We start from the raw sequence: 22,607 nt of genomic DNA, 5'->3' as shown, positions 1-22,607 counted from the left end.
AGCCATGGAGCCGTAGGGGATGTTCACGCAGGAGTAGAGAATGCCCCAGACGATGTACGTGACGTACATGTACGCGATCTTGACGCCCATCGAGGAGTTGATGGCGAAGGTCTGATACATCAGGAACGAGAAGATGGTGACCGGAGCGGCCATGCGCATCATGATGACGCGGTACTTGATGCCGGCGGTCTTGGCCGTGTCGATGATGGTCTGCGAGCCGAGATGCTGCGCCAGATCCATGTACACGGTGTTCACCGAGTTCGCGGTGGCCTTGTACAGATCAATGTAGCCGTAGCTCACGCCGCCGGCGTTGTTCATGGCCTGGGTGAGGCCGGGGAACGAACGCGGCGAGTTGCCGTTGAACGTGGTGCTCAGGTTCACGCCCTTCTGCACGGTGGCGAGCAGCGCGAACGGCTTCATGGTGGAGCCGATCTCGAACGTGGACTGCGTCACGTTGTTCAGACTGTGCGTGAGGTAGTCCTCGCCCGCGTACAGCGAGATGATCGAACCGTCTTTCGGGTTCACGCTCAGTGCGCCCGCCTCGAGGCCCTCCGGCACGGTCGACGCGTTGGCCGTGGGGCTGACCACGTTGTACATCTCGTCCTGACGGGTCTTGTCGATCGTCGTGATGATCTTGTATCCGCCGGTGTCGATGTCGGTCTCGGTGAACGCCTTGGATGCCACGAGCTCGTCACGCACCATCTTGAGCAGATAGCCCTTGGTGCCCTGATAGATGTTGTCGGTGGACTGCTGCACGGTGTCGGGCAGCTGCGCCTCGCTCTTCTCCTTGGCGGAGATGTAGCCGTCCTCCTTCATGATGTTGAGCACGCGGTTGAATCGTTGCTTCGCCATCTTCGGGTTCACGGCCGGATCCCAGTTGTTTGGCGACGGGATGATGCCGGCGATCGTGGCGGCCTCGGACAGCGTCAGATCCTTCGCGTCCTTGCCGAAGTACGCCTGCGCGGCGGCCTGGATGCCGTACGCGTTGCGTCCCAGATAGATGGTGTTCATGTAGTTGCACAGCACCGTGTCCTTATCCTGGGTCTGTGCGATCTTCAGGGCCAGGAACGCTTCCTTGACCTTGCCCTTGTACGTGGTGGTTTCGCCCAGATAGTAGCGTTCCGCGTACTGCTGGGTGATCGTCGAGCCGCCCTGACGCGTGCCCTTGGTTACGTTGTTGATGAGCGCTCGGCTGATGCCCTTGAGATCGATGCCCTTGTCCGTCCAGAACGTGCGGTTCTCGGAGGCGACGATCGCATTGCCCACATAGTCGGGCAGCACGGAGCAGTCGATGATGTCTCGGTTCTGCTCGGCGAACGTGCCGATCTCGGTGGTGCCGTCGGAATAGTAGACGCGCGTCTTCTCCGCAAGCGCCACGTCTTCCGGGTTGGGCACCTTGGTGGTGGCGTACATGAATGCGAATGCGCCGATTCCCGCCACAATGCACGCGGCGATGAAGATGAGGAATCCCTTGAGAATACGATGCTTCTTCTGCTTCTTCGGCGGACGATGCGAACGATGTCGCTTGGTGGGGCGAACGGTCGATGCCGCTTCGCCGGTCGCGCCCGAAGAGGAGGCGGATCGTATGGATCGAGGAGTCTGAGAAGCCATAAGGGTCAGGCTACCCCCGAAATCTTGCGATTTCATGGCGTATTTTGGGAATGTTCATAGGATTCGTACGTTTTTCGGGCGTTTCCGCGGCGTGTTTTGTCCGATGCCCTTGAGGGGACGGCTGTGGAAGTTCTTGGGGTATTGGCCGTTCCATCGTGGAAACTGACCACTCGGTGGGCTAACGTTGGTGTGTTTAAATTGCCGATTGACTTTGACGTCAACCCGACGACCGCGATTGTAAGGAGTGCCGCGAGTGACTGAGGTGCGCGAACCAGCCGAGATGGAGGAAACCACCGGGGAATCCGCTGCCGATGGCGTGATCGACTCGGCCGACGTGGATATCGCCGACCTCGATCCGCGGACGAAGCATACGAAGCCGTTCGGCTGGCGGTTCTATCTCATCTCGTTCCTCATGGTGGACGTCGTGGCCGTGGGCCTGCTGCAGTGGAGCGTGTGGACGGTCGAGCCGTTGCGCGGATTCGGCGGATTCATCTCCAAGATGTGGACGAGCAACGACTACCAGTTCCTGCTCAACATGCTGATCCTCGCCGTGGCGTATCTGATCCTCGTCGTGCTGATCAACCGGTTCTGGATAGCGTCGGCGGTGTTTCTGTCGATCGTCGGATTCTGTGCCGTGGCCGACCGGTTCAAGGTGATGGTCCGCTACGAGACGATCAAGCCGTCCGATCTGAGTTTCCTGAAAAGCGACGCCGGCAGCATGGTCGGGTTCATTCCCACGGGGTCGTCGCGCGTGTTCATGGACGCGGCCATCTTCTTCCTCGCCATGGTGGTGATCTGCTATTCGCTGCATCAGCGTGACGGCCGGCGTAAGTTCATCGATCTGCACAGTCATGCGAAGAACGCGGCCGTGCGACTGCTGTTCATCGTGTTCCCGGGACTGTTCCTCGGTCTGTTCACCGCGGGTCTCGCCACCACCGGATCGTGGTCGTACAACTTCGCGCAGGCGCTCGGCGATTCGCCGAAGCTGTGGGACTCCGTCACCGATGCGCAGGCCAACGGCACGCTCATCGGATTCCAGCGGTTCGTCAATCCGAAGGTCATGGACGAACCGGCGAACTATTCGGAAAAGACGATGGCGAAGATCGCCAAGCGATACTCGCAGGCGGCCGACGAGATCAATCAGACCCGCGAAAGCAATCTCGAGGACAGCACGGTGATCATGGTGCTGTCGGAATCGTTCTCCGATCCGACGCGCGTGCCCGGTCTGGCGCTCAACAAGGATCCGATGCCGAACATCCGCGCCATCAAATCGCAGACCACATCCGGTCTGATGCTGTCCGCAGGCTACGGCGGCGGCACGGCGAACATGGAGTTCATGGCGCTGACCGGCCTGTCGATGGCGAACTTCGACGCATCGCTCAGCTCGCCCTACCAGCAGCTGATCCCCAAGCTCAGCTGGACGCCCACGTTCAACCAGCTGTGGAACGACGGCAAGGATTCGCAGGCGTTCCACCCGTACGAGTCGTCGATGTACTCGCGTTCGTCGAACTACAAGAAGTTCAAGTTCAGGCATTTCTGGACGCTGAACGAACCCGACGTGATCGCCCACCAGTCGAGGATCGACTCGTCGCCGTACGTGAGGGATTCCGACGCCTACCAGAGCCTGCTGGAGAAGATCGACACGAGCAAGAGCCAGTTCCTGTCCGTGCTCACCATGCAGAACCACATGAGCTACGACGACTGGTATTCGGACAACGAGTTCCAGGCCACGAGCACCACCGACGAGCCGCTGGGCCTCGACGAGACCACGCAGATCCAGACGTATGCGAAGGGCGTGGAATACACGGACGAGGCCACCAAGGCGTTCCTCGACCAGCTTGACAACATCGACAAGCCGATCACCGTGATCTTCTACGGCGACCACCTGCCCGGCGCGTACGCGTCCGCGTCCGACAACACCGACAATTCGGTGGCGCTGCACGAGACCGACTACTTCATCTGGTCGAACAAGGCGTCCGGCTCGCACGGCACCAAGCTGCCCGATTCGACGACCGCGTTCACCTCGCCGAACTATTTCATGGCGCAGACGGCCGAGCACATGAACGCCAAGGTGAGCCCGTACCTGGCATTCCTGACGCGACTACACGACAAGGTGCCCGCGCTCGAACCGCCGGTGGTCAACAAGATCCAGAGCTGGTCGCGCATTCCCGACGGTCAGGCGCTCTACCTCGACAAGGAGGGCAACCGCATCGACATCACGCAGGCGGACAAGGCCACGCAGCAGCTGCTTGAGGACTACAAGCTCATCCAGTACGACATCACCGCCGGCAAGGGGTATCTCAAGGATCTTGACTTCATGGAGCTGCCCAAGACCGAGGCGCTGGAGGAGGCCGAGGAGGCTGCGAAGCTGCCGATGGGCACCAAGAATGCGGGCGAGGTGCCGATGGTGAACGGCAAGCTCGCCGCCGCGGCCGCCAGCCAGCAGGAGGGGCAGGGCGCTCAGTCCGCCGCGCAGTGAGCGTGTTGTATGCGGACTACTGAATTAATTCAGTAATTTGCATGCCACGATTCAGTAGTCCGAACGCGACAATGTGTCCGCTCACATCGCGGAAAACCGTCTCGTTCGGACTACTGAATTGATTTACCGAATGACGTGTGCAGATTCAGTAGTCCGCACGGGACATGGGCGCGATCGACTACCAACCTGATGGCGCGTCTGGGCCTACCATGGGAACAGTGCATGTGGCGCCGCGTTCCGATGCGGTGCCGGAGGGCGAGAGAAAGGTCTCATGGTGGCGAATTGCGTGCGTTGTAATTGGGCACTGGGCCCGAACGACAAGTTCTGCCGACGCTGCGGCACTCCGGTGGCGCCTGCGCCATTCGTCGCGCCGCCCGCCGTCCAACGTGTTTGCCCGTCGTGCGGGGCCCCGGCGAAGGGCAGGTTCTGCGGCAAGTGCGGCACGCGCATCCCCGACGTCATTCAGGCACCCGCTTCGGTGCAGGCGGCTCCCGTTCCTGCGGAGCGCCACTGCTCGAGGTGCGGTGCGGTCGTGCGTGGCAGGTTCTGTGGCAAGTGCGGCACCCCGGTGCCCGATATGACGGCTCCCGCGCCGAATATGCTCGCGGTGCCGTCGCCCATGTCGGGGCGGTCGACTCCGGTGCAGACGGCTCCGATGTCGCCGAGTCCGGTTGGCAAGCCGATCACTCCGGCCCCGTCGGTGAATAAGGTACCGATTGCCGAGCCGCAGCTCGAGCCTTCCAATACCGCGACCGAGCCTGCGATTCCCGCGCCCGGGCCTCAGACTGAATCGCATAAGAAGCTGACCGGTGACGAACTGAATATCGATGCATTGGCGGCAGCGATCGAGGAATTGAATGGTGGGCCGCTGTTCGATGTCTCGAATACGGTGGAAACCGATGCGGATGTGAATGATCGTCGTGCGAAGATCGACGACGGTGAGATCACCGACAACAAGATCGTCGTCGGATCTGTATCGGGATCCAAGGCAGACGATCCTGAGCAGGTCTCCACGGATTCCGAGCCGAAGACCAAGGAATCGCAGTCCGAATCTGAGACGGCGGTTATGACGAAGAATGATGCGGCTGAAACTGAGGCAGTGGCCGAACCGGTACTGGCGGACGAACCTGTGCTGGTACTCGAGGCCAAGGCGGAAGACACCGCGACCAAGACCGAATCAGAAATCGATGCGGCGGCGGAGTCGGCGAGTGGTCGGGAATCGACGCCCGAGGAGTCGGCGACTGAGCCTGAACTCACGAGCGACGACGAATCCGAACCGGGTACGGCGGTTGTTGCGGAACCGGAAGTTCCAACTCGTGAAGCCAAGCTTTCCGAATCTATCGAGCCGGAAACGGACACGCAGGTTGCATCCGGCTCGTCGGCAAGTAAGAAGCTCTCTGAGCCTGAGCCTGAGCCTGAGCCTGAGCCTGAGCCTGAGCCTGAGCCTGAGCCTGAGCCTGAGCCTGAGCCTGCTGTCTCGGAAGTGCATCAGACGCTGCCCGAATCCGCTCCCGCCGTGGTGGCACCCGCCGCATCCTCTCCCATGGAACAGGACGCGGCGAACCAATCTGCGCCGAACCAGCCGATGCCCCAGCAGGTACCGGCTCCGGCTCCTGCACCGGCACCCATGCCGCAGAATCCCAATCCCGGCCAGCCCATGGTGCTTACCGGCCAGGTGCAGACCGAGGGCATCGCCCCCGACCCGCTTACCCCGGAGGATTTCAAGGAACTCGGCGAAGACGAGCAGTCGCAGAGCTTCAAGATCGTAAACATTGTGCTCGCCGTGCTGGCCGGTCTTTCGGTCGTGGCCGCCGGCGTGCTGATCTGGCTGTCGATCGCCCACCCCACGCCGGGCGCCGAGGCCGCGTTCGACACGTTCAATACGGATATGGCAACGATTGAATCCGTGCAATTCGAGCCGTCGGAGACGCCGATTCAGGCATCGTCGAGCGTCATCTTATGATGCTATGTTGAAGCCGTACCGAGACGGGGAGTCTACGTCGATTCCCGGGAAGAGCGAGGAATAGCAATGGCCATTGCCAATGTCATCCAGTTTGAAGGCGATCCGGACGCGCTGGTCTGGAAAAGCCCGATCGAGGATTTCAATACTGCATCCCAGTTGATCGTCGACCCCACCCATGAGGCGATCGTAATCATCGAAGGCCATCCCGAGGTGTACGGCGAGGGCCGCCACACCATCGAGACGCAGAACTACTTCGGTCTCAACGCGATCCAGCGCATGGCCACCGGCGGCGAGACGCCGTTCCCGTGCCAGGTGTACTTCGTGAACAAGGTGCACGCCATGGACATGAAGTGGGGCACCCGCGAGAAGATCGTGGTCCCCGACGTCACATACGGCATCATGCTCAACCTCGGCATCCGCGGCAGCCTGAGCTTCGTGGTCACCGATTCAAGGAAGTTCGTGGAGAAGTTCACCGGATACCGGCGTGAATTCCGCCCCGAAGAGGTGACCGAAAAATTCCGTGGCATCATCTCCACCGAGGTGAAGACCTCCGTCGCGCAGATGATGATCGGCGCGAACATCGACTACGTGCATCTGGCCATGTATCTCAAGGAAATCGGCCAGATCCTGATGCAGCCGCTGTCCCAGTACTTCGAGGACTACGGCATCAAGCTCGTCTTCTTCAACATGGAGACGATCCGCTCCGACGAGGACGACGTCGCCGAGATCAAGGCCGCCCTGTCGGAGGCCTCCGCCATGCGAATCAAGGCGAAGGGTGCCGCGGACTCCCGTGCCATCCAGGGCTACGACTGGGCCTCCGAGAAGAAGGCGGACATCCTCAAGGCGCTTGCCACCAATCAGACCAACACCGTCATCGGCGGCGGTACTGGCGACATCCTCAACGGATTCGTTGGCTTGGTCAACAACGGCATGGGCGTTGGCGTCGCCATGAACGGAGGCAATCCCGCGGCCCCCGCCAATCCGGCGGCCCCCGGTGTCCCGACTCTTGGCGTTCCGGCATCCGCCGCTGCTGGATCCCCGCTGGCCAACATGTTCGGCGCCCAGCCTGGCATGCCCACCCAGCAGCAGCCCGTGCCGACCACTCCCGCCGCCGGCCACGTCTGCCCCAACCCGAACTGCGGCCAGCCCGTGCAGGACGGCTGGAAGGTCTGCCCGGCGTGCGGCACGTCACTGAGCAAGCCGAAGTGCCCGAACTGTGGTCAGGGCGTTCAGGATGGCTGGAAGGTCTGCCCGGCGTGCGGTACGCCGTTGAACAAGCCGGCGACCTGCCCGAACTGCAACCAGCCCGTGCAGGATGGTTGGAAGGTCTGCCCGGCATGCGGCACCGCGTTGAACCAGCCGAAGCCGACGTGCCCGAACTGCAGTCAGGAGGTGCAGCCCGGCTGGGCTGCCTGCCCGAACTGCGGCACCAAGCTGTGACGGCCGGTCCTGCCTTCCACACGCATTCTTTTCCGTATTCCGTAACCCAATCCGAGGTGACATTGTGAAGAACATCGGCGGTAAAACCAACAACATCATCTGCATCATCGGCTTCCTGCTGTTCATCGTGTACGCGGTGGCCATCTATCTGTTCTCCGGGCTGTACACGCCCGGCGCGGTGGTCTCGCTCGTGTTCGCGGTGATCGCGTTCCTGCTTACATTCCTCATGCCGCGCTTCGCGGTGGAACGCCCCGACATCGAGGCCGTGTTCTTCGGCATCCCGATGATCGGCTTCGCCGTGTACTACTTCTTCGCCGAGATCTTCGTGAGCGTGGTGTGCATCTGGCTGCAGAACGTCATCCCGTTCAAGATCTCGCTGTTCATTCAGCTCGTGCTGCTCGTGCTGTTTCTGATCATCACGATCGTGAGCTTCGCCGCCCAGCGCGCCTCCGCGTCGGCCAGCGCCGAACGCCACCAGACCGCCATGACGTGGGCCGTGCAGACCGTTGACATCCAGTCGCTGATCGACGAGAACCGCATGCGCGGCGCCGACCCGAATCTACTGCGTGCGCTCGAGCATCTCAACGAGACCGTGAAGTACTCCGACGCCTTCGGTCGCAACAATCCGGCCATCATGGAGGTCGAGCAGCGCATCGGCGGCAAGATGGGCGAACTGCGTGACGCGTCCAACCGTGGCGACATCGTGACCATGTCCCGTGCGATCCAGGAGCTCGAAAACCTGTACATGGAACGTCGCCGCAAGCTGATGCTCATCAAGTAGGGAGGATGACGACATGACATCCGATTCCAACGTCAGCCGGCAAGAGTGCGAGACCTGCGGCGGTCCGCTGCAGGCCGACAAGACCGGCAGCGGATACGTCTGCGTCTACTGCGGCAATCATTACCAGCGCCAGTAGCGGTGTACACGGCGATCGATGACGGCGATTCGTACGACAAGAGCGGTACGCATGGAGTCCGTGGTCGTTTCCAAGTAGAGAGAGTGACGAATGGCATCCAGTTTCAGCTACAAACAGCGCGAGTGCGAGACCTGCGGTGGGCCGTTGCAGTTCGATAAGACCAACAACGAGTACATCTGCACCTACTGCGGCAACCACTACGAGCGGCAGGAGGAGTACGACGGTGTCTACGAGATCCGTCATACGGCCACCGAGACGCTGTCGTTGCTGGTGGAGCGCGACATGGGTCAGGCGGAGGACGGTCTTGTCAAGTGCCGTTCGATCGACCCGACCTATCCCGGTTCGATCGTGGCGCAGCTTGCCCTGCACGTGATCACCGCGTCGCGCACGCTCGACCAAAACGAGAAGCGCAACGCGCTGTCACAGGCCATCGAGGCCTACAAGAAGCTATCCATCCCGTTCGACCCGCAGTCGGCGGACGTGGAGGCCGATTTCTACGACAACATCGAATCGGCCGACATCCGTTCGCTGCTCATCACCGTGTTCCGCACATTCAAGGACACCGCACGCGTCAACTACCTCAACAAGTCGTTCGACGTGACAAACATCCACTCCGAAAAGGCCGCAAACGGCCTGATCGCGCAGGCGTTCGCAGGCGGCGACTATGCAAAGGTGGACGCGCTGCTCAAGTCGCCCGCCGGCCTTGACACGGACCGTCTGTACGCGCTCGTGCTGAACCAGTACCCGGACACCCCGCAGAAGGTGGAGAACGTCGCCACCACGATCGGCCGCGGTGTGAACCCGTCTGACGGTCGTGACGCACTGTCCGACTATCTGTCGCGGTCGCAGGATACGCCGGCCACCAAGCTCGCCATCGCCGAACGCAGCACGGCCCGTGGCGTCGTACCCAACGGCCGAGCCATCGCTGCGCTGATCGAGGTCGCCCCCGATGAGACAAGCGTGCTGGGACTGCTCGGCTCGCTCGGCGGGGACAAGCTGAACGACGAGGATCTGGCGGCCACCGTACAGGCGCTGCTCACGGCCACCGATGCCGCCGTGGCGGTCAAAGGACTGAACGCACTGGCCAACGCCGGCTACTATCTCGAGTTCTCGCAGCAGGCGCTGCTTGCCATGCTCGCCCGCACCGATCTGGACGCCGCCTCGCGATTGGCGATCTTCGACGCTGCCAAGGCGATCGGCATGAACGACCGTCGCGTGCAGAGCGTGCTGTCCGGATTTGTGTCGGCGCGCGTGTCGGTGGACGACAAGCTGGCCATACTGCCCGGACTGCTTGCGGCCATTCCGTCGCTCAACCCGATGTCGGTGGAGGAATATCTGATGAATTCCACCGTGGACGGTGATAACAAGCCCAAGGTGCTGCGCGTGTTGCTCGACCATCTGCAGGCGCGCGAATCGCTGCGTATGGCCGTGCGACGCTATCCCGCATCCACGCAGGACGCGCCGCAGGTGCGCGATCGGATCGTCTCCATCCTGATTCAGGAGCGTCTGCTCGACCCGAGCGGCGTGTGACGGATGCGACGGATGTCTCGATATGGTGACGAAACAACATCGATGGATTGCATGTGGGTCGATAATGGGTTTGATAACGGGGAAGGGAGAGTGATGTCCCATGGCGAGCGATGACGCCGCGGAACGTGCACGACTGCTGGCCGAGATCCGCAGTCTGGAACAGCGTATCTACACCGCGCAACTGGAACAGGCGCATCTGGAGGAGGAACTCGAGTATCTGGTCGAGACCATCCCGGTGCTCACCAGTGCCGCGCAAAGCATGTCGGAAGAGGTGACTTCCGACGTGAGCGTGCTCGCCAAGCACATCGAGGGACGCAGCATCGACGCGCGTGACCTGCTCCAGCTGCTGCGCGACGTGTCGGAGAAGTACTTCACGTACAAGAACCTCTCCACCGCCACCAAGAACCTCACCCGGTTCACCGACGAGTACTACACCAAGTTCCAGTTCTTCCACGAACTGCGCCGCATTTCGCTCGGTTGCGTGATGGCCGTGGACGGGAACCTGATCTCGCAGGAGACCACGCGCACCAAGGTGGAGAAGGTGTATCTGGCGAACACCGGCTACTGGCTCGCCTACGCGGCCAGTGCCGTCATGCTGTGGTGGGCCAACGAGCCGGAGGGCGCCGACCGTGCCATGCGCCGCGCGCTGCTCATCTCCGAACGCAAGAGCGCGCTGTTCTTCCTGTTCTGCAATCTCAAGTTCGGCCGTCGTGACACCGCCATGCGCTGGTATGCCTACTATCTGGGCTGCATTCGCGCCAACGACGTGGGTGAGGAGTTCCAGTATCTGCTCGAGGCACGACTGTCCGGCGCGCTCGGTGGCGACCATGGACTCGAGATCCGCGTGGCGGCCAAGGTGAGCGACATGCTCGACGAAATCGCCGTCTACGACATCAACTTCGACGCCAAGGTCGCGGAGGACGCCAGACGGTTCATGGCCACCAAGGCGCATACCACCGATTTCGATTTCTTCTACCTGCCCGAATACTGCAAGGAGGGCTTCCCCTCCATGAAGCAGCTGCTGTCGGATGCGGAGAAGAACGAGATCGTGGCACGCGACTATCAGAAGCTGTATCAGGAGGACGCCGACAATGAGGGCGTGAAGGAACGCCTTGAGGACTCCATCTACAACCTCATCGAATCCATGGACCCCGAAGAGGAGAAGCTCTACCGCCGCATCCGCTACAACGAGCTGATCGTGGCCGCCAAGGGCGACATCCACACCGCCGATCAGGCGTTCGAGGAACGCTACCCGGAAAAGAAGCCGGTCGGATTCGCCGACCTTCTGCGCAAATGGGCGTTCACCGAGGACGATGTGAACATTCTGCCGCAGACTCGGCGCTTCGCCATCGAAAAGCTCGCGCCCAGCATTCAGAACGGCACCCGCAAGTTCGCCGAAGATTATCGCGCCACGGAACAGGAGCGCTATCCGATCGCCGTGGACGGCTGGTCCATGTCCTGCAACGAGAACGAGCTGCCGCTCGCCAAGAAGAGCTTCCTCGAGTTCTATCGCAAGCACAGTCTGACCAACTATCTCAAGGACAAGTTCGTCCTCATCTGGCTGGGCATGATCGCCATCGGTATCGTCGGACTCGTGGTGGCCGGCGTGTGGGTACGCCAGCCCGCGCTCATCGTGATCTCCATGCTGCTCGTGCTCGTCGGCGCGTTCTGCCTGTGGAGGCAACTCGACAGTGTGCGCATGAACCTGCTCAGACGCAAGAAAAAGGATCTGGAGATCATCACCAGAACACTCGAGGAAATGGGCCGGTGGCGCAAGGAGTATCGCGCCGCCGACAAGGGAACCGAAGCATTGCAGCAGGCCCTCGGCCTGTTCGCCAACTAAGAGAGGACCGGACTCATGGACAGCGAATACGCGGTACAGGAACTCAACTCCACCATCAGTGGCTTCCGTTCCTCCATCGACACGCAGATGAACCAGATCGATGCGACGACCAACCGCATCCAGGAGACGACGAACGAGATCTACCAGAGCGTCTCCGATTTCAAGAAGAACATGATCAAAAGCGAGGAGGTGCAGCTCGCCCACGAGAACCTGATCCGTCTCGACCAGGTGCTCAAGGAGCAGTACGGCGACTACGAGCGCATCCGCAAGACGGTCATCGGCGTGGTGCGTGACTTCGACATCAACCTGGTGCGCGACAAAACCATCCAAGAGCTTTCCGAGGAACTATGGCTCACCAGCTCCCGCTACTGGCTCTCCTACGCGCTCATCGCCGTCACCGCATGGGTGAACGACTACCCGGAGGTGGCCGCCAACGCCGTGGCCGAGGGCACACGCCGTGACCGTATCAAGGCCACGCTGTTCTTCACGCTGCTCAACCTGCGATTCGGCCGCAACGAGACCGCCCGCCGCTGGTTCACCGAATATCTGAAGACGCTTGACCCCAAGTGCATGCAGAACGAGGCCGCCGTGATGCTGCAGGCGTACCTGTCCGGCGTGTTCGGCACCGACAAGGCTCTGCAGGCCAAGGTGAACGCCACCATCGAAAAGTGGATCGGCATCATCAACGAAGACGCGGAGATCTGCCGCGAACTGGTGGGCGACTACGCCAAGTACATTGCCAACATGCAGGCTCCCGCGCAGTTCGACTTCGTGTCCATCCGCCAGTTCTGTAAGAACGCGCAGCAGATCGAAGGCGTGTACCGCGACGTATCGAAGTTCGCCACATTGCAGGCGATCGTCGATAGCCTTGACGTGCCCGAGATCGAGCAGCGTCCAGACAACTACAAGGCGCGTGTGGACGCCGTGCTCACCGACCTGATCAGCAACTACGATCAGGAGGAGGACGAGGTGCGCACCCAGCAGCAGTACTTCAATCTCGTCATCAAGAACAACGGCGTGGTGGAAGACGCGCAGAAGCAGTATGACGAGATGCTGCGTCTCAAGGGTGAAGGATTCAACGTGGGTCGTCAGCTGATCGGCTGGGTGGTGTACGACGATCAGCAGAACACCGACGTGCACGTGCGCAAGTTCGCGCTCAGTCAGACCAAGTCGTGGCTGATCGACGCCATGAACGCCTACTCCGACAACATCAAGCAGCGCACGCCCACCGGCTATCAGCTGGCTATCGATGGATGGGAGGGCGTGTCGAACGGCAATGACCAGACCGCCATGGAGAAGAGCCTCAAGGAGTACTTCGACACCCACAAGCTCACCATGGTGTATCTGACCATTCCAAACGTGGTGGCCGCCGTGCTCGCCGTGCTGTGCGCGGGACTCGCGTTCGTGTCGTTGTATTTCCTGATCGGATTGGGCCTTGGCCTGATCTTCCTGGGTGTGAGCATCTGGCGCAACCTCACCGCGTTCCCCGCGCGAGTGAAGGCCGCACTGCAGAACCTCGCCAACACCATGCAGGAGATAGGCGCGTTCCAGCACAGCTGCGCGGAGGGACATAGCATCTGCGCAGCCACCATAGAGAAACTCAACTTCAACTTTTGACCGACTTCTGACCGACGACCGTTTATGCGCGGATGCCGAACAATCCGGCATCCGACGACACCTGCGAAAGAAAGGACCATCATGGCAGCAAACCAGCCTGACACCAATTCCGACGACCTGCTCGCCTCCCTGAACGCCAACTTCGGCGACGACCATCAGGACGCCGTGCGCCAGTCCAAGAAGAACAGCCTTGCTGAAATGACCAAGTCACTGCCCGACTGGAGCCTCGAACCCCCGGAGACCTTCCTGTCGTGACTCTCCGCCGCGTCCCCGCCGGCCCTTCTCGTCTGCTGCGTCTGCTCGGTCTGACATGGCTGATCGGCCTGCTGCGCCGGCTCTTCCGGCGACGGGAAACGCAGGAGAGGGACGATGCTGCCTCCGCGCTCCCGGAACAGGGCTACTTCCTTCCGTGCTCCCTCCCGGGGAGGGAGCTGACCGCCAACGGCGGACTGAGGGAGGGCTCCGACCTCGTTCCGCAGCCGCCCCGCAACTACGGCGACTGGCGGCATCTCCTCGAGGAATCTGACCGCTGTTCCACCGACCTCGCCCAGGCCCTGCGCTACGGCGAGATCCCCACAGGCGCGGTCCCACAGGTCTTCGAACTGATCCGTTGCTTCTGCGAGCGCTCGATCAACCACGAAGGCCGGCGACTCTCCCAAGGCCTTGAGGAGATCACGGGCAACGATACGGACGGCATCATCATGCTGTGCACCCGCTACTCGCACGCGTGCGCGCGACTGCTGTTCTTCGCCGCCGTGCAGGGCATGCCGCAGCACGAAGGCGGCCAGCTCGCCACGCAGATCCGCGAGCATGTGGTCGGCGTATTGCACGGTGTGGCGGCAGGCATCGGCAATGGAGGCGGCAACGGGGAGGGGACGGCAGGCGGCGCCTCTCCGGAGGCCGACGACACGGCATACGCCATCACCCGATTGGAAAGGAGCTGGATGCGCGCATGAGCAACTATCAGCAGATGAAACGCACGCTTGACGGCTACATTCGCGCCGGCGTGCCGTTGGTGCTCATCCGCACCATCGAACGGCATCGCGTGGAGCAGGCGCTGCGAGAGCTCGCCGCGGAGCATTCGCTGAACGCCTACTGTTACACCGACGCCAAGCAGGTGCAGCACTTCGGCGCATCGGGCGCGTCTGCCACTGCGTCCAAGGACGTGGACTTCGACCCGATGGCGTTCATCCGCGAGCGCTTCCGCCACGGTCGTCATATGGTGTTCGCGCTCGCCGATACCCGTCGCATCGGCCAGGACGGCATCTACGTGCGTGAGCTGCTTGCCGCCGCCTACCTCGCCCGCGATACCGGCAATACGCTGATCGTGGTCGCCGCGGAGGACGTGTGGCCGCGCCTGTCGCGCTTCGGCCTGTTCATCGATCTTGATTTTCCCGACTTCGGCGAGCGCCGCGATCTCATCGTCGACTTCGCGCACCAGTTCGCGGATGACGGTTCGGCCGGCGTGCCGCTTCGGCCCGGCCCCGCGTCGACCTCTACCATGTCAACCCCCGTCGTGCGCTGGTCTGATCGGGACATCGATCAGCTGGCCACGCTGCTTCGTGGCATGAGCGAGATCCAGATCGTCAACCTGCTGAGGTCGTCGCTCGTCGCGTCCAACGGACTCGGCCACGACGACATTCCGCGGCTCGCGTCCAGCAAGGAGCATCTGTTCACGCCGGTGAGCAACGTGACCGCCGTATCGTATCCGCAGAGGCTTGAAGTGGCCGGTCTCAACAATCTCAAGGCATGGCTGGACCGCAAGCGTGACGTGTTCTTCGCGCCGTCCGATGTGCTCGACGAATACTGTTTGCAGCCGCCGCGCGGTATCCTGCTCGCCGGCGTGCCCGGCTGCGGCAAGTCGTTCTCCGCGAAGATGATCGCCGCCCGGTGGGAGCTGCCGCTGTTCCGGTTCGACATCGGGTCCGTCTACAACAAATACGTGGGCGAGACCGAACGACGCATGCAGGAGGCGCTTGACTACATCGACAACGTGGCGCCGTGCGTGCTGTGGATCGACGAGATCGAGAAGGCGCTGTCCAGCACGTCAGGCGAAAGCGATGTGGCCAACCGCGTGCTCGGCCAGTTCCTGTTCTGGCTGCAGGAATCGCACGCCAAGGTGTTCATGGTGGCCACGGCAAACGACATCACCCATCTGCCGCCCGAACTGTTCCGCAAGGGCCGTTTCTCGGAAACGTTCTTCATCGATCTGCCGAACGCGGCCGAACGCGCAGAAACGATCCGACTGTATTCGCGGCTGTGCCTGCACGTGGATTTCTCCGACGACGAGATCGCGCGGTTGGTCGAGAGATGCGACGGATTCTCATACTCCGACATCGAGCAGACCATCAAGGACCTGGCCGAACAGATCGTATTCGGCAGTGATCGGGGGAATGACCCGGGGAATGTGGGCGCCCAACGGGAGAGCCATCCCACGGCGGAGGCTCTGGCCGAGCACTTCGCATCCACCATTCCCATCGCGCCGGATCGCATCGCGTTCATCCGCGAGTGGGGCAGTACTCACGCCCAACCGGCATCGTGACGGACTTATGACGGACATCATCAACGTGACACAGGCATCGTATAGGAGGAAGACATGGCAAACGGAGACCTGAGGGCCGAGATCGCCGCACTGGAGTCGGAGCTGAGCACTATCAAGGCAGAGAACCAGCGTCTGCGCAGCGAAATCGGCACGGCGGTGGGCGCCATCAACGGTGCCCGGAATTCGTTGAACGATACAACAAACCAGATCCGCCACACGCTGAGCGCGTCCGACGGATCGCTGCAGCGCTCGCACCAGCGTGTGGTCGATGCCTATGAGATTCAGAAGGACATGGATAAGCTTTACGCCCGGCTCAAGCAGATGGAGCTGGCGAATAAGCGCATCCGCGAGTGCAACAACACGAAGTACTACGACTTCGCCGTGTACCGCACGGTGCGCAAGATCGTGCAGGGCATCATGGACAACCTCGACTTCTCCATGGTCACCGAGGAGGTGATCGAGAAGGCCGTGGAACGCAAGCAGCTGGAGGAGCCCGACTACTGGCTCACCTGCACGCTCATGGCCGTGGTGGCGTGGCGCGCCGACCAGCGAGAACGCGCCCAGCGCGCACTCGAACGTGCCATGCAGCTCGATGACCGCCGCACTGCGTCGTTCCTGCTCGTGTTCTACCTGCGTCTGCGTCGTGAGGACGTGGCGCTCAAATGGTTCGCATACCTGACCGCCAAGCCGCTGTCGGGTTCGGAGAAGCCCATGGTGCTGCTGTTCTTCTCCATGCTGTCCAAGACCGTGGAGGACAAGCTGTCCGACGCCACGCGCACCAAGGTGAACAACTACATTCGCTCGCTGGTGAACGAGGCGATCACCGATTCCGGCAACCTGCGCGATTCGGCCATCGACGAGATCGCCGAACGGTACGGTACGTTCGTCAACGACCGTTCCTTCCCCTACGATCAGATCGCTGCACTCGTGCCCACGTACGGCGGGCTGCAGCAGGCGCTGGCGCTGGCGCGCAACAATGCAAATGTGGTCGACTTCATCAACGCCGTCATGAACGTAGACGACGATACGCGCAACGAGTTCCTCAAGGCGTACATCGACAAGATCGTAGCCGATCCGTGTGCCGTTGAACAGAAGGTGTACGACGAGATCGAACGCAACGAAATGATCATCCGCCTGCAGGGCGACGTGGCCGCGGCGAACGAGGCATACCAGCTGCACAAGCAGCACGATGCGGCCGAGTTCGACATCGTGCACGAGATGATGGCTTGGCTGTTCACTCCCGGCGGCAACGGCGAGGCCAATGCGCAGATGCGTCGCAACATGCTGCTCATGACTCGTGAACTGCAGCAGGAGGCCGGCGACCGTTACATCGCCAACTACCAGCGCATGTTCCAGCCGGTGCAGGCGGTGAAGATCGACGACTTCGAGGCAGGTCAGGTGGATCTGAGTCAGCCGCAGGGCGTGTTCGGCCAGGTGGAGGAGTTCTACCATGGCAAGGCCACGGCCGAGAAGGCGCAGATCAAGGACATCATGCCGATCGTGCTCATGGTGCTGGGCGTGGCCGGCGGCGTGGCGACGGCGTTCGTTTCGCCCGCACTGATCGCCGTCGGCGCGATCGTGGCCGTGGGCGGACTCGGCATGCTCCTGCTCAACATGAACAAGCGCAAGCGCATCGATCTCGCCTACGAGCAGCGCATCGCCTCGGTCAAGGAACGATTGACGGCGCTGGGCGCGCAGTTCGCCAAGCTCGCCGAGGACTTCCACGAGCAGGATCTGCTCTCCGCCAAGCTGTGCGACACCCTCAACGCGCTGTGAGGGTGTCGCGTGCGGATTGCGGACTACTGAATTAATTCAGTAATTTGCACGCCACGATTCAGTAGTCCGAACGTGACAATGTGTCCGCTCACATCGCGGAAAACCGTCTCGTTTGGACTACTGAATTGATTTACCGAATGGCGTGCGCGGATTTAGTAGTCCGCACGCCGCCTCACCACCGATTGAGCAGCGGGGCGACCTGCTCCACGTATGCGGTCAGCGCCGTGTCGATCACCTGATGCATGTCGTAGTACTGGTACGTGCCGAGCCGCCCGCCGAACACCGTGTTCGGCTCCAGCTGCGCCTTGGTGCGGTACTGGTCGTAGATGCTCTTGTCCTCGGCGGTGTTGATGGGGTAGTAGGGTTCGTCGCCGCGGCGCGCGAAGCGCGAATACTCCTCCCACACCACCGTCTTGCCGGGCGCATACGACTCGGCGCGCTCCGGATTGAAGTTCTTGAACTCGATCGCGCGCGTGTACGGCACGTCCGCGTCGGAATAGTTCATGACCGGGCAGCCGAAGTGATCGTCCTCGTCGTAACGACGCTCCTTGAAGTCCACGGTTCGCCACTTGAGCTCGCCCAGCTCGTAGTCGAAATACCGGTCGATCGGGCCGGTGTACACCACGGGCACGCCCGCCTCGGCCAGCGTGCGCCTGTTGAGCGGCTGCGACTCGTCGAAGAAGTCCACGCCGAGCTTCACCTCGATGCGCGGATCGGCGATCATCCTCTCGAACCACGCGGTGTAGCCGTTCTTCGGCAGGCCCTCCCACGTGTCCTTGAAATAGCGGTTGTCGTAGTTGAACCGCACGGGCAGACGACGGATGATGCTCGCCGGCAGTTCGGCGGGGTCGGTCTGCCACTGCTTGGCCGTGTAGTTCTTGATGAACGCCTCGTACAGCGGCTGTCCGATGAGCTTCTTGCCCTGCTCATCGAGATTGCGCGCGATGCCGTGCGCGTGCTCGCCGGCCTGACGTTCCACCAGTTCGCGAGCCTCGGCGGGCGTGTAGTGCGCGTGGAAGAACTGATTGATCGTGCCCAGATTGATCGGCAGCGGGTAGACCTCGCCGTCATGCGTGGCGTACACGCGGTGCACGTAGTCCGTGAATTCGGTGAATCGATTGACATACTCCCACACGCGACGGTTCGACGTGTGGAACAGGTGGGCGCCGTACTTGTGGATCTCGATGCCGGTCTCCTTGTCGAAGTACGAGTAGGCGTTGCCGCCGATGTGGTCTCGCACGTCGATGATGAGCACGCGCACGCCGGCGTGTTCGGCCGCCTGCTGTGCGATGGTCAGGCCGAACAGGCCCGCGCCCACGATGACGAGGTCGGCATTTGCGGGATTGATGTTCATGGATTCCTCGGCTTCTCTTTCTCTTCTTTCGCGGTTGTGGTTGCGGTCGCGTCCCGATCCGGTCTGATGCCGTCCGTCGGCGTGTTCCACGCATTATGTCCGCCGTACCATCGTACCGGGTATGCGTCTTACCGGTCTTCGTAGTGTGATCGCACCAAGGTTTACGGGTTCGGCACGGGGTGCCGCCACGTCGGGGTGGCGTTGTCGCACGGTGTGCGCTATAGTGTGAATTCGGCTCCTACGCGGCGTCATGCCGCCCAACTCCCCCAGGGCAGGAATGCAGCAAGGGTAAGTGGTCTCTGTCGGGTGCGTAGGGGTCTTTTCCTTTTCTTCTTATATTTCTTTTTATCTGCCTTCCTCTTTTTTCGGCTTTGATTTCTCGCCGTTACGCTCCTATGCCATATTCGCAGCGCGAAACACCCGTCGTAAAGGATGATTGGCGGGTGTTTGGCGCTGTGAATACCGGGAAACGGATGTTTTGCGCTGTGAATCGGATGGTGCGTCATCGCGCTGAGATAGGTGATGCGTGGACTTGCGGCGGGTGCGCCCGCATGTCGTATACACTGTGGTGTAACGTTTTAGCAGGCGGATTTTCAACGAACGAATAATGGTGTGAATCCGCGGTATCTGACACAGTACGTGCGATTCGTGAAGGAGCGAATATGGCAGAGAACCCGACGAAGATCATTCTTGATTCCGATCCCGGCCACGACGATGCGATGGCGATTCTGCTGGCGTTGGGCAATCCGAAGATCGAGCTGCTCGGCGTCACCACGGTCGGCGGCAACCAGAGTCTTGACAAGGTCACCTACAACGCGCGCGCCGTGCTCGAGGCCGCGCACGCCACCGATATTCCCGTGCATGCCGGAGCCGACCGTCCGCTCGTCCGTCCGCTCAAGGTGGCCGCCGCCGTGCACGGCGACACCGGCCTCGACGGCGTGGAGCTGCCCGAGCCCGCCCGTCCGCTCGACCCGGGTCACGCGGTCAACTGGATCATCGACACGATCATGAACGCCGAACCGAAGACCATCACGCTCGTGCCCACCGGCCCGCTCACCAACATCGCGCTGGCCGTACGCATGGAGCCGCGCATCGTCGACCGCGTCAAGGAGGTCGTGCTCATGGGCGGCGGCTACCACGTGGGTAACTGCTCGCCGGTCGCCGAATTCAACGTGGCCACCGACCCCGAGGCCGCGCACATCGTGTTCAACGAATCCTGGCCGATCACCATGGTGGGGCTCGACCTGACGCATCAGGCACTGTGCACGCCCGAGGTGCAGTCGCGCATCGACGCCATCGGCACGGACCTGTCCAAGTTCGCCAGCGGGCTCATGGACTTCTTCCGCGAGGCATACAAGAACAACCAGGACTTCGTCGACCCGCCGGTGCACGATCCCTGCACCGTCGCCTACCTGATCGATCACGCGGTGGTGGCCACCCGTCGCTGCCCGGTCGACGTGGAGATCCACGGCGCGCTGACCACGGGCATGACCGTGGCCGATCTGCGTGGCCCTGAGCCCAGCGCCGAGGAATGCCACACCCAGGTGGCCGTGAAGCTCGACTTCGATGGATTCTGGAACCTCATCATCGACGCCATCAAGACCATCGGCTGATTGCCGGTTCCGGCTCCCCTCTCTGAGGGGAGCCGTCGGCGCAGCCGACTGAGGGGAGTATCTGCACCGCCTATACGGACTGCTGCATCTCTCGCATCACCTATGATTGTGACCGCTCTCACCGCCAAACCCTTGCAATCATTGGCGACACTCCGTACGTAACATCGAATTTGCATAAAATTCATCTGCGGCTTATTGTATTCAAGTTGCTTCACGAAGGCGACTTCGGAAAGACAACATGCGCCAGTAGCCCAGCGGATTAGAGCATCTGACTACGGATCAGAAGGTCGCAGGTTCGAATCCTGTCTGGCGCACATGAGGCCTCGGAAACATTAGTGTCCGAGGCCTTTCCAATTTTCAAGGGTTTGCGTCTGCGACTTCGGCGTCGCTTCCGCTCATTTCCCTGATTTCAGCTTGGAACCGTATCGATTCCGCTTTCTGACAGATAGCCCCAGCCGCCGGTTCCGTGGCATCATCTCTCCCATAGTTTCTCCTGCATGGTTCGTCGCGTCGTTAACGGCCTGCAGACTCCGCGCTCCTACAATGATGCGCATGACCAATACTGATTACGATTTCTACGCAGCCGGTCCGTTCTTCAACCCCGCCGAGGTGTCCAGCATGGAACGCCTCGAGGCCGCGCTCGAATCCCATGGCAAGAAGCTGTTCAAGCCGCGCTTCGAATCCGATCTGGCGGCCATCGGCGCCAAGGCGTGCTTCGAGGCCGACGTCGAAGGCATTCGCAGCTCCAAGGCCGTGATCGCCAACCTGATCGACGACGATCCGGGCACGATGTTCGAGATCGGTTACGCGCACGGCATCGGCAAGCCCGTGTACGCCTACCTTGACGGCCTCAAGGACGGCGACGCCGTGAACATCATGATCTCCCAGTCCGTGGATGCGATCTTCACCTCCCCGGAGGATCTGGCCCGCTTCCTCGAGACCGGCGAGCACACGAACCCCGTGCTCAAGGATTTCTGATCGCTGGCGTGAGACCGTCCATAAAAGCCGATCCGCCGGGCTATCTGCCGATTTGGAGGTTCATTTCGGGTCGTGCACGGACCTAACCTTTGATTTGGAGGTCCCTCGTCAAGTAGACCTTGGCAACTGCGTGACGTGATTGCAACGATCCTGCGGCACGAGGTGGCTATTTCCCGCCGCTCGGAGTGAAATCCGCGATTTCAAGGACCTCCAAATCGAAGGTTATCGCTTTGCAACAGCGGCCAAGGACCTCCATATGCGGAGATAGGTCTGATCTGACCCTGCCGGGCGGTCGGACCGGCGCTCTTACCGGTGTTTTCGGGCCCTGCTTTTGCCGGACTCACTTGGAGGCCGCCCTATCGGGGAGCGATGCGAACACCTCTTCCGGAGCGCCGATCGGATGCCGTTCCAGCCAGTCGGCCGCACGCGTGCCAAGGCGCTCGCACATGCGGAACACGGCCCGCATCTGCTCCGGCGTGATGGCGTTGACATGCACGCCGGAAACCACCATGACGTTCCCCGCAGCAAGAGGGGAATCGTCTGCACCTTCCGCACCTTCTTTACGTTTTTCATTGGCACCCGCCGTCAGCAGCGCCGCGTGCAGCCTCCGCGCGAGAGGCTCCGCGATCGCCGTCTCCTGATGCACATGCCCCGGCCGGCTGGGCAGCGCGATGCCGCGAACCTCGCCTGCGCGATCCACCGTGACGACCACACCGTAATGCGGCACATCCCCGCCGACAAGCTGCACAAGCACATCGGCGCCCTGCCGTTCAATCACCGCCCGCACCCGCACACCGCATTCCGCTTCCTGAAATTCCATCATGTCTTCCATTGTCCGCCTCCCGAGAGGCGCTAAGGTGGATGCGTCAACGGTGCGACGACGCACGGAACAACAACAGAGAACACGAACAACAGTGAGCACTCGGAACACAGAGCAACAAAGG

At 61.5% G+C, this 22,607-nt stretch carries 17 protein-coding genes, 1 tRNA gene, 1 other RNA gene and 1 pseudogene; 17 read left to right on the top strand and 3 right to left on the bottom strand.

The genetic code is table 11. The features are described 5' to 3' along the window. Positions 1-1,611 (bottom strand): transglycosylase domain-containing protein (locus tag Tam10B_RS08805; RefSeq protein ID WP_143248613.1); only part of this gene is annotated, 1,611 nt, incomplete at its 3' end. 253 nt (positions 1,612-1,864) lie between these two features. Here Tam10B_RS08805 and Tam10B_RS08800 point away from each other — a divergent pair. The 13 genes and pseudogenes from Tam10B_RS08800 to Tam10B_RS08755 all read left to right on the top strand — a co-directional run bounded on the left by Tam10B_RS08800 (position 1,865) and on the right by Tam10B_RS08755 (position 17,718). Continuing rightward, entirely contained in the window at positions 1,865-4,090 is a 2,226-nt protein-coding gene (locus tag Tam10B_RS08800) for an LTA synthase family protein (protein ID WP_233133669.1), read from the top strand. A gap of 271 nt (positions 4,091-4,361) precedes the next feature. Then, a pseudogene (locus tag Tam10B_RS13845) lies at positions 4,362-4,520 on the top strand (double zinc ribbon domain-containing protein); the annotation flags it as partial. Between the two features lie 102 nt (positions 4,521-4,622). Continuing rightward, positions 4,623-6,053: a prolipoprotein diacylglyceryl transferase gene (locus Tam10B_RS08795; RefSeq protein ID WP_233133668.1), complete on the top strand. Its 1,431-nt coding sequence runs from the start codon at positions 4,623-4,625 to the stop codon at positions 6,051-6,053. A gap of 66 nt (positions 6,054-6,119) precedes the next feature. Further along, positions 6,120-7,493 (top strand): SPFH domain-containing protein, encoded by a 1,374-nt coding sequence (locus Tam10B_RS08790; protein ID WP_093960871.1) that lies wholly within the window; start codon positions 6,120-6,122, stop codon positions 7,491-7,493. Between the two features lie 64 nt (positions 7,494-7,557). Then, complete coding sequence (locus Tam10B_RS08785) at positions 7,558-8,274, top strand: hypothetical protein (RefSeq protein WP_093960870.1); 717 nt, start codon at positions 7,558-7,560, stop codon at positions 8,272-8,274. Between the two features lie 13 nt (positions 8,275-8,287). Then, positions 8,288-8,410: a hypothetical protein gene (locus Tam10B_RS13735; RefSeq protein ID WP_269843590.1), complete on the top strand. Its 123-nt coding sequence runs from the start codon at positions 8,288-8,290 to the stop codon at positions 8,408-8,410. Between the two features lie 90 nt (positions 8,411-8,500). Then, positions 8,501-9,940, top strand: coding sequence for a hypothetical protein (locus tag Tam10B_RS08780; RefSeq protein WP_093960869.1), 1,440 nt, complete (start codon positions 8,501-8,503; stop codon positions 9,938-9,940). A gap of 100 nt (positions 9,941-10,040) precedes the next feature. Next, positions 10,041-11,783 carry a hypothetical protein gene (locus Tam10B_RS08775; RefSeq protein WP_093960868.1) on the top strand — a complete coding sequence of 581 codons (1,743 nt, stop codon included), beginning with the start codon at positions 10,041-10,043 and terminating at the stop codon, positions 11,781-11,783. Positions 11,784-11,798: 15 nt separating this feature from the next. Then, positions 11,799-13,400 (top strand): hypothetical protein, encoded by a 1,602-nt coding sequence (locus Tam10B_RS08770; protein WP_093960867.1) that lies wholly within the window; start codon positions 11,799-11,801, stop codon positions 13,398-13,400. A gap of 81 nt (positions 13,401-13,481) precedes the next feature. Continuing rightward, positions 13,482-13,655: a hypothetical protein gene (locus Tam10B_RS13280; RefSeq protein ID WP_158214182.1), complete on the top strand. Its 174-nt coding sequence runs from the start codon at positions 13,482-13,484 to the stop codon at positions 13,653-13,655. After that, a complete protein-coding gene (locus Tam10B_RS08765; protein ID WP_093960866.1) occupies positions 13,652-14,356 on the top strand; it encodes a hypothetical protein in 705 nt (234 codons plus the stop codon). Before Tam10B_RS13280 ends, Tam10B_RS08765 begins: the two co-directional genes overlap by 4 nt. After that, complete coding sequence (locus tag Tam10B_RS08760) at positions 14,353-15,942, top strand: AAA family ATPase (RefSeq protein WP_093960865.1); 1,590 nt, start codon at positions 14,353-14,355, stop codon at positions 15,940-15,942. The genes Tam10B_RS08765 and Tam10B_RS08760 overlap by 4 nt, the downstream gene beginning before the upstream one ends. Before the next feature lie 54 nt (positions 15,943-15,996). Further along, positions 15,997-17,718 (top strand): hypothetical protein, encoded by a 1,722-nt coding sequence (locus Tam10B_RS08755; RefSeq protein ID WP_093960864.1) that lies wholly within the window; start codon positions 15,997-15,999, stop codon positions 17,716-17,718. A 172-nt stretch (positions 17,719-17,890) separates the two neighbouring features. On the opposite strand, the gene glf is transcribed toward Tam10B_RS08755, so the two are convergent. Then, positions 17,891-19,072: a UDP-galactopyranose mutase gene (gene glf / locus Tam10B_RS08750; RefSeq protein ID WP_093960863.1), complete on the bottom strand. Its 1,182-nt coding sequence runs from the start codon at positions 19,070-19,072 to the stop codon at positions 17,891-17,893. Positions 19,073-19,302: 230 nt separating this feature from the next. Here glf and ffs point away from each other — a divergent pair. The 4 genes from ffs to Tam10B_RS08730 all read left to right on the top strand — a co-directional run bounded on the left by ffs (position 19,303) and on the right by Tam10B_RS08730 (position 21,663). Next, positions 19,303-19,397, top strand: an RNA gene (ffs, locus tag Tam10B_RS08745) — signal recognition particle sRNA small type. 337 nt (positions 19,398-19,734) lie between these two features. Continuing rightward, entirely contained in the window at positions 19,735-20,685 is a 951-nt protein-coding gene (gene uriH, locus Tam10B_RS08740; protein WP_093960862.1) for a uridine-preferring nucleoside hydrolase UriH, read from the top strand. 240 nt (positions 20,686-20,925) lie between these two features. Next, positions 20,926-20,999 (top strand) — tRNA-Arg (locus Tam10B_RS08735). Between the two features lie 238 nt (positions 21,000-21,237). Further along, positions 21,238-21,663 carry a nucleoside 2-deoxyribosyltransferase gene (locus Tam10B_RS08730; protein ID WP_093960875.1) on the top strand — a complete coding sequence of 142 codons (426 nt, stop codon included), beginning with the start codon at positions 21,238-21,240 and terminating at the stop codon, positions 21,661-21,663. A gap of 340 nt (positions 21,664-22,003) precedes the next feature. On the opposite strand, the gene lpdD is transcribed toward Tam10B_RS08730, so the two are convergent. Further along, the gene (gene lpdD, locus Tam10B_RS08725; RefSeq protein WP_093960861.1) at positions 22,004-22,486 is read right to left on the bottom strand and encodes a prenylated flavin chaperone LpdD; all 483 of its coding nucleotides are present in this window, start codon (positions 22,484-22,486) and stop codon (positions 22,004-22,006) included. Positions 22,487-22,607: the final 121 nt, after the last annotated feature.

Origin of the sequence: Bifidobacterium vansinderenii (assembly GCF_002234915.1) — a bacterium.
Classification (GTDB): Bacteria; Actinomycetota; Actinomycetes; order Actinomycetales; family Bifidobacteriaceae; genus Galliscardovia; species Galliscardovia vansinderenii.
The sequence above is the reverse complement of the archived record's forward strand: the minus strand, read 5'-3'. Positions and strand labels throughout refer to the sequence as shown.